Genomic DNA, 7,678 nt, shown 5'->3' on the forward strand with positions numbered 1-7,678 from the left:
TCATGACAGATGCGGCGAATACGTTCGTCGCCACAAATGCCGTTGAAAATTCAGGATGCCGATACGAGATGTCTTACAGCAAACAGGAAGCCGTTGATCGCAGCCAGATTATTCTGTCACATGCGTGGATGGTGCGGACATTCGTCAAGCACAGCGATGAAGCCGAGGATTTTCCGGAGTTGATGCATATCGCGCGTGCGGTGTTCGATGCTTCGCGGGCGCTGGAAACACGCGTCGATGATCCCGACGCCTATCTGAAGATGCTGCGAAAAAAGATCAGCAAGCTGCGTAAAGCCACCGATCAATTTGCTCTGGATGCACCCGAAGCGTCATCGCATACGAATTTTGAACAGGCCGTCATCTCGATAAAAGCCTGCACGAAAGCGCTGGAAGAAGTGCTGGCACAGGTGGAATAAAAAACGGCAGCGAGGTTACTTCGCTGCCGCTTGATTTCGAGAACCCGGGAAACTGGCTTGAGTCTCGGTTACTCGTCCTTCGTTGCATCCAGAACGGCCAGGAATGCCTTCTGGGGAATTTCGACCTGACCGAACTGTTTGAGTCGTTTTTTGCCCTCTTTTTGCTTTTCCCACAGTTTTCGTTTGCGGGTGATATCGCCGCCATAACATTTGGCTGTCACATTTTTGCGCAGTGCCTGGATCGTTTCCCGGGCGATGATCTTGCCGCCGATGGCTGCCTGAATCGGAATTTCAAACTGGTGTTTTGAGATTTCCTCCTTCAGACGTTTCACGAGACCGCGGCCTCGTCGTTCGGACTGCGAGCGGTGGACGATGGTGGACAGCGCGTCGACTTTTTCGCCTTTGACGAGAATATCCATTTTCACCAGATCAGCGGCTCGGAAACCGAGGATATCATAATCCATTGTTCCATACCCGCGGGTGGCACTTTTCAGCCGGTCGTACATATCGTAAACGATTTCGGCTAACGGCAACTCGTAAATCAGTTGCGCACGATTGGTTCCCAGGTATTCGGTGTTTTTATAGATGCCCCGCCGGTCGGAACACAACTGCATCATGATACCGATACTCTCTGCCGGCAGGATGAATGTCACCCGGGCAATCGGCTCACGGAATTCCTCGATGCGGCCGGCGTCGGGGACATCCTGCGGATTGTCGATCAGCACGATCTCACCATTCCGTTCCAGGATTTCGTAGGTGACGTTAGGCGCTGTCTGCAGCAGGTCGATATTGAATTCCTGCTCCAGTCGCTGCTGAATAATTTCCATATGCAGCATGCCCAGAAAGCCGCAGCGGAAACCAAAACCGAGGGCATCGCTGGTCTCGGGCACGAAACTGAAGCTCGCATCGTTTAAACTCAGTTTTGACAATTCTTCGCGCAGCTTTTCGAAATCGGTTGCTTCAATCGGATACATGCCGCAGAAAACCATCTGTTGCGGTTTCAGATAACCGGGCAGCGGCTCTGCCGGCAGATTTCTGGGATTGGCAATCGTATCGCCTACATGCACATGCTCGAGATCTTTGGCACCACTGACGAGGTAACCGACCTGCCCGGGTCCCAGAGATTTGACGGGTTTCATGTGCGGCGTGAACTGACCGATATCGATAATATCCAGTTTTGCCCCGCCTCGCATCAGGACGACCGTTTGACCTTTGACGATGGTCCCCTGCACAACCCGGACGTAAGTCACAACGCCGCGGTAGTGATCGTATTTGCTGTCGAACACAAGTGCCTTGAGTGGGGCGTCGGCTTCACCCTGGGGGGGAGCAATGCGTTCGATGATCGCATCCAGAACTCCCTCGATGCCAATCCCGCTTTTGGCGCTGACCATCAAGGCGTCTGACGGGTCCAGGCCAATCACCGTTTCAACTTCTTCCAGCACTTCATCAATGCGCGTGACCGGCAGGTCGATTTTGTTGACCACGGGAATAATCGTCAGGTTCGCGTTAATGCAGGCGTAAGCGTTGGCGACCGTCTGTGCCTGCACGCCCTGAAAGGCGTCGACTAATAACAGGGCGCCTTCACAGGCAGCCAGACTGCGGGAGACTTCATAGTGAAAGTCAACGTGTCCGGGAGTATCAATCAGGTTCAGTTCGTAGATTTCGCCCTTATATTTATGATGGATGGCGACGGTGCGTGCTTTTACGGTAATCCCGCGTTCCTGCTCGATTTGCAGGTCGTCCAGAATCTGGGCCTTGAATTCCCGGGCTGTGATGGCACCGGTCTTCAGCAGTAATTGATCGGCGAGTGTACTCTTACCATGATCGATGTGTGCGACAATGGAAAAGTTTCGAATCAAACGGGTCTCAATTGCCATTTAGGTGAATCTCGTCATTTCTTATTTAAGAAAACCCGGGTCAAAAGTAATCCGGAGTTGATATTTAATTTGTCTCGGCTTTGAGGCTGGCGAGTCGGGCACAACCGGCGACTCCAATGTAACCTGCATCCGATCCGAGAACCGCAAAGTCGATGATTGTATTTTCGTAAGGAACGCGAAATGCGCGATGTTTGACTTCTTCGCGAATTCGAGTCATAAAACGCTGCCCCAACTCAGAGTCCTTGCCGCCGAAAGTGACCGCGCCGCCAAACAGAACCATGTCCGGGTCAATCGTATGCATGAGCGTGGTTGTGCCCACTCCCAGATACATGGCCGAATCCATGATCAATTCGTTCGACAACTCGTCCCCCTGTTCTGCCGCCCGGGCAATTAAGAGAGGAGTCAGTTCGTTCCCCGCTTTCAATTCTTCGACTAATAAAGAGCTGCGTCCCGCATCCAGTTCTTCCTGGCAGCGTCGCACAAAAGATTTACCTCCGGCGTATGCTTCCAGTGTTCCATATTGTCCCGAATCACATAAGCGGCCATTCGTCATTTGTATAATAATATGACCACACTCGCCCCCATGTGAATGCCGACCTTCAATAATCATGTCATCTATAATAATACCACAGCCGATTCCTGTGCCCAGCGTCCAGAAAACCAGACTACGGACGTCCTGTGCCCCACCGATCCAATATTCTCCATAAGCGGCTGCATTCGCATCATTCTGGAAGATCGTCATTTTTCCCGAATAATGATCGCAGACCACCTGGCGTATGGGAAATCCTTTCCAGGTGGGCAGATTGGGGGGATCTACCAGTTTTCCGCCGGGTATATCCATTGTACCAGGAGTGGCAATTCCGATGGCTTTAATGTCGTCCATCGTAAACTGGCAATCTGACAACACATCATCGATGGCCTGATAAATGTTTTTTAAGCCGGCATCGACGCCTTTGTCTACTTCCGTTTTCGTTTGACAAAACGCCAGTGTTTGTCCGGAATCATCGACGATGCCAACTTTGACATTCGTACCACCAATATCAATGCCGACAAAATAGGGGCCATTATCTTTTGTCGGTTTCATATCGCGCTTTGTTCCCCTGATGTATTTTAAAAACCAATAATGACGTGACCAGCAATGGAACGAGAGCGATTCCTCGATTTTTGCGAGCAGCCGTAGTGTGATCCCTAACCGCTTAGTGTTAATCGACGTCAGTTCAGAGGAAGTCCAGCGGCACAGGCAGGAGTATATCCGAGCCAAAGGCATTGATGCAATCAACAAAGAGACAAAACAGGCCCCGAACGGGAGCATCTCGCGCTGATTTTTAGTCATCGGGACCCGCCAGGTTGAGAGCACGGGCTGTCGGCGATTGACGGGCTGCGTTTCGGCTGCAAAAGAACTTTCCGGAAAATCGACAAGGCAGGCGGCTATTCCTTGGCGCCCCGCTCGATTTGGTGGAGGATAAAACCGGCTTGCAGTGCAGGTTCTGTCTCACGAATATTGTTCTGATGAGGGGCACGAAATGCGTTTTGACATTCGAATACTGGTTTTTGTCTTGTCCTGCTGTTGCGGTTGCGGTTGCTTTTCATCTGCGTTAAACGCCGAGCAAGCTCAGTCCAGCCGTCCGAATATCATTCTGTGTATGACCGACGATCAGGGCTGGGGAGAAACCGGCTTTAATGGTCATCCGATTCTCAAAACGCCCCACCTCGATGATATGGCAGCCAGCGGGCTGCGTTTCGATCGTTTTTATGCGGCTGCTCCCGTCTGTTCGCCGACACGCGGCAGTTTTCTCACCGGGCGTCACCCCAATCGATTTGGCTGTTTCAGCTGGGGACATACCTTAAGACCGCAGGAAGTAACCGTGGCGGAAGCCGTCAAGTCAGCCGGATATACGACCGGTCACTTCGGAAAATGGCATCTGGGATCGGTGCAGGCAAACAGCCCGGTTTCTCCAGGCAACAGCGGCTTTGATGAATGGGTTTCGAGCCCGAATTTTTATGAGAACGATCCCTGGATGAGCCACAACGGAGTGGTGACGCAGCTCAAAGGCGAGAGTTCGCAGGCGACCGTGGATGCCGCTTTGCAGTTTATCAAACAGGCTGATACAAAAAAGCAGCCTTTCCTGGCAGTGATCTGGTTCGGAAATCCGCACACGCCGCACGAAGCGCTTCCCGAACTGAAAGCGCAATATCAGAATCAGTCCAAAGCGTTTCAAAACTATTTCGGTGAAATTACCGGCGTGGACCACGCGATGGGGCATCTGCGCCGTCAGTTGAGAGATCTGGGACTGGCAGAAAATACGCTGCTCTGGTTTACCAGTGATAACGGGCCACGGCCTCCGCAATTTAAAGAAGAAGCAGCGCGTTCTCAGGCCACCGGTGGGTTGGCCGGTTGGAAAGGCAATCTCTGGGAAGGGGGCATTCGCGTCCCTTCCATGATCGAGTGGCCCGCGCGCATCAAGAAACCGGAAATCACAAACGTGCCTTGCGGGACGATTGATATTTATCCCACCGTGCTGGCGATTACCGGAGCAAAAGTCTCACATCAGCCCGACCTGGATGGAGTCAGCCTGTTACCTTTGATCGACGGGCAGATGGCAACACGCCCTCATCCGATGGGGTTCTGGACTTATCCAGAAAAAGGGCACCCCAAACGCAGCACTGAAATTCTGCTCGATCTCAAAAGTCGACAGACTCCGGAGCAGCCCAACCCCGAAGGTCCGGTTCCCGATGCGGACGTCGCCAGTCTGGCAACACAATATTCAAAGGATGATCTGCCGGGAGCAGCAGCCTGGATTGACGGCGATTTTAAATTAATAAAATCGATTTCAAAAAAGGAGCAGCCGGAATACGCGCTCTACAATCTGGCACTGGATCGTTCGGAACAACATGATCTGGCCGGAGACGATCCGGAGCGGGTCCAGAAAATGAAAACAGAACTGCTTGATTGGCAGAAATCGGTCGTCGACAGTCTGAATGGAAAAGATTACGCAGACTGATGGATTCACATCAGGCTGCTGTAGACGATGAACTATCGAATACTTGAAATTTCAGACTCGCAGGGATTGTTTGATTGCAATTCGTGCGTCGACTCTGCAATAATCGAATTTATAAACATTCATAAGGAAGCCAAAAGTCTTCTCTCCGCAATGAAGGGATCGCTTTTCCTGCCAGTTTCCTGTTTGCTCACCTGTCACACTTGATTGAGGATCATTATGAACTCGGGACCATACAAACGGCTATTTTGTCAGGCTGCTTTTACATGTTTCATCCTGACGGTTGCACTCAGCAGCTCTCTGCTGGCCTGGGAATCCAAAAAAGAACTGAAGGCCGGCATTATCGGTCTGGATACATCGCATGTGATTGCCTTCACCAAGCTGCTCAACACGGGAACACCTGAGGGGGATCTGGCTGGCATTCGGATTGTCGCCGCTTATCCCCAGGGAAGTAAAGACATTCCCTCCAGTGTTGATCGTGTTCCGGATTATACAAAACAGGTCAAGGAGATGGGCGTCGAGATTGTGGACTCGATCGATGAGCTTCTGAAAAAAGTCGATGTCGTTTTTCTGGAATCCAACGACGGACGTCCGCACCTGGAGCAGGTCATACCAGTGTTGCAGGCAGGCAAGCCGGTTTTTATTGACAAGCCAATCGCCGGCTCACTGACTGATGCGGTTGCCATATTCGAGCTGTCCCGCAAATATAATACGCCGATGTTTTCTTCCTCTTCACTCCGTTTTTCCAAAGGCGCTCAGAGTCTCAGAAACGGCGCAGAAGGGAAGATTACCAAATGCAGCACGCATAGCCCTTGTTCTCTGGAAGCGACACACCCCGATCTGTTCTGGTACGGAATTCATGGTGTGGAAACCCTGTTTACCGTCATGGGCCCCGGCTGTCAGACGGCGAAACGGACCGTCAGCGACGCCGACCGGGATGAAGTCGTCGGGCAATGGGCCGGCGGACGGGAAGGGCACTTCGCCGGTGTTCGCAAAGGGAAACCCAGTGGATATGGCGGAACCGCTGTCGGGAAAAACGGAGAAGTTGCCGTCGGTGGTTATGATGGGTACAAACCCCTGCTGGTCGAAATTGTGAAGTTCTTTCGCTCCGGCAAACCACCGGTCAGCGAAGAGGAAACACTGGAAATCTACAGCTTCATGGAAGCCGCCGACGAAAGTAAACGACAGGGCGGAGCCGAAGTGACACTGGCCAGTGTGCTGGAGAAGGCGAAAAAAGAGGCGCACACGAAGCTGGCGAAACTGGATCTGGCCGGTGCGGAAACTTCTGCTACCGACAACAAGCTGACTGCTGCTGAAAAAGCCGCCGGCTGGAAGCTGTTATTTAACGGCAAAGATTTTTCCGGCTGGAAATGCAATAACGGCAAGCCGATCGCTGCTCCGATTGAAGACGGAACATTGGTGCCCTATAAGTCGGGCGGTTATTTGGTCGTATACGATAAACCGTTTGGCGATTTCAAATTCAAATGCGATGTTAAAATGCCGGAAGAATGCAATTCGGGCATTTTCTTCCGCGTGGGCGATCTCATGGATCCGGTTCAGACCGGCTACGAAGCCCAGGTGCTGAGCGGTAAAGGGACCGGCATGCACGATTTTGGCGCGATCTATGATCTGGTTGCTCCCGCAGTCAATCAGGCCAGTGCACCGGGGGAATGGACGAATATCGAGATCACCTGCAAAGGTCCACTGATCAGCGTTGCTGTGAACGGAAAGGTGGTTGCCAGCCTGAATGCCGATGAATGGACTGAACCTGGCACACGTTTAGATGGATCAAAACACAAATTCAAAATGGCCGTCAAAGACTTCCCCAGAAAGGGTTACCTGGGTTTTCAGGATCACGGGCATAAAGTCTGGTACAAGAACGTAAAGTTGTTGGAGCTTTAGGTCGAAACTTAAACTAAATTCTGATACAATCTCGTTACCCGCCATCTGAGAGGAAGTTTTGCCTCCAGATGGCTTTTTTTATGAATGGGTGTTGGCGGATGAATCGGAATCGGGGAGTTGCCAGTGAGGGAAATCCACTCTTAAGAGTTTCGATAGGGTTTTCCGCGCGGGAAATTCTTGAAATAGTGACCGGTTCAGGACGTGAAACGGATTATTCTGTGACAGAATCAAAAATGATTCAATTTGTACCTTGCTTTCACTACAAAAAAAGGGCGATGTGTGTAAAATAGCCGCGAAATATTGGGCACAAGGCAGCTTGCGCCTATAAAGCCGATAGATAAAGTCAAATAACAGCAGGGATGTCTGTTTCGATTTTGTGCAGCATTCAGATGGTTTGTTAAACCACATCAGGCGAGTTGATTTAGAAATGCTCGTTGTTTTCAGGTTCAAAATTCAATGATTACAATTAAAAAAGGGCTGGATC

5 protein-coding genes are annotated in these 7,678 nt (G+C 51.3%); 3 read left to right on the forward strand and 2 right to left on the reverse strand.

The features are described 5' to 3' along the window. Nucleotides 1–416, forward strand: a 416-nt coding sequence (locus Q0294_RS05125) for a hypothetical protein (RefSeq protein ID WP_299461588.1), incomplete at its 5' end; no start/stop codon positions are given. A gap of 68 nt (nucleotides 417–484) precedes the next feature. Here Q0294_RS05125 and lepA read toward each other — a convergent pair. After that, the gene (lepA, locus tag Q0294_RS05130) at nucleotides 485–2,293 is read right to left on the reverse strand and encodes a translation elongation factor 4 (protein WP_299461590.1); all 1,809 of its coding nucleotides are present in this window, start codon (nucleotides 2,291–2,293) and stop codon (nucleotides 485–487) included. A gap of 64 nt (nucleotides 2,294–2,357) precedes the next feature. Next, nucleotides 2,358–3,377: an ROK family protein gene (locus Q0294_RS05135; protein WP_299461592.1), complete on the reverse strand. Its 1,020-nt coding sequence runs from the start codon at nucleotides 3,375–3,377 to the stop codon at nucleotides 2,358–2,360. Between the two features lie 439 nt (nucleotides 3,378–3,816). On the opposite strand from Q0294_RS05135, the gene Q0294_RS05140 reads away from it, so the two are divergent. Continuing rightward, nucleotides 3,817–5,295, forward strand: a complete 1,479-nt coding sequence (locus tag Q0294_RS05140; RefSeq protein WP_299461594.1) for a sulfatase-like hydrolase/transferase — start codon at nucleotides 3,817–3,819, stop codon at nucleotides 5,293–5,295. A gap of 216 nt (nucleotides 5,296–5,511) precedes the next feature. Continuing rightward, on the forward strand, nucleotides 5,512–7,194 hold the full coding sequence (locus Q0294_RS05145) for a family 16 glycoside hydrolase (protein ID WP_299461596.1): 1,683 nt from the start codon (nucleotides 5,512–5,514) through the stop codon (nucleotides 7,192–7,194). Nucleotides 7,195–7,678 lie beyond the last annotated feature (484 nt).

The sequence above is a fragment of the uncultured Gimesia sp. genome (assembly GCF_937919775.1).
GTDB lineage: Bacteria > Planctomycetota > Planctomycetia > Planctomycetales > Planctomycetaceae > Gimesia.

What these genes read in the sequence shown, in the direction of transcription:
- lepA (WP_299461590.1), bottom strand. Translation starts at nt 2,293, where the DNA reads ATGGCAATTGAGACCCGTTTGATTCGAAACTTTTCCATTGTCGCACAC.
- Q0294_RS05140 (WP_299461594.1), top strand. Translation starts at nt 3,817, where the DNA reads ATGCGTTTTGACATTCGAATACTGGTTTTTGTCTTGTCCTGCTGTTGC.
- Q0294_RS05135 (WP_299461592.1), bottom strand. Translation starts at nt 3,377, where the DNA reads ATGAAACCGACAAAAGATAATGGCCCCTATTTTGTCGGCATTGATATT.
- Q0294_RS05145 (WP_299461596.1), top strand. Translation starts at nt 5,512, where the DNA reads ATGAACTCGGGACCATACAAACGGCTATTTTGTCAGGCTGCTTTTACA.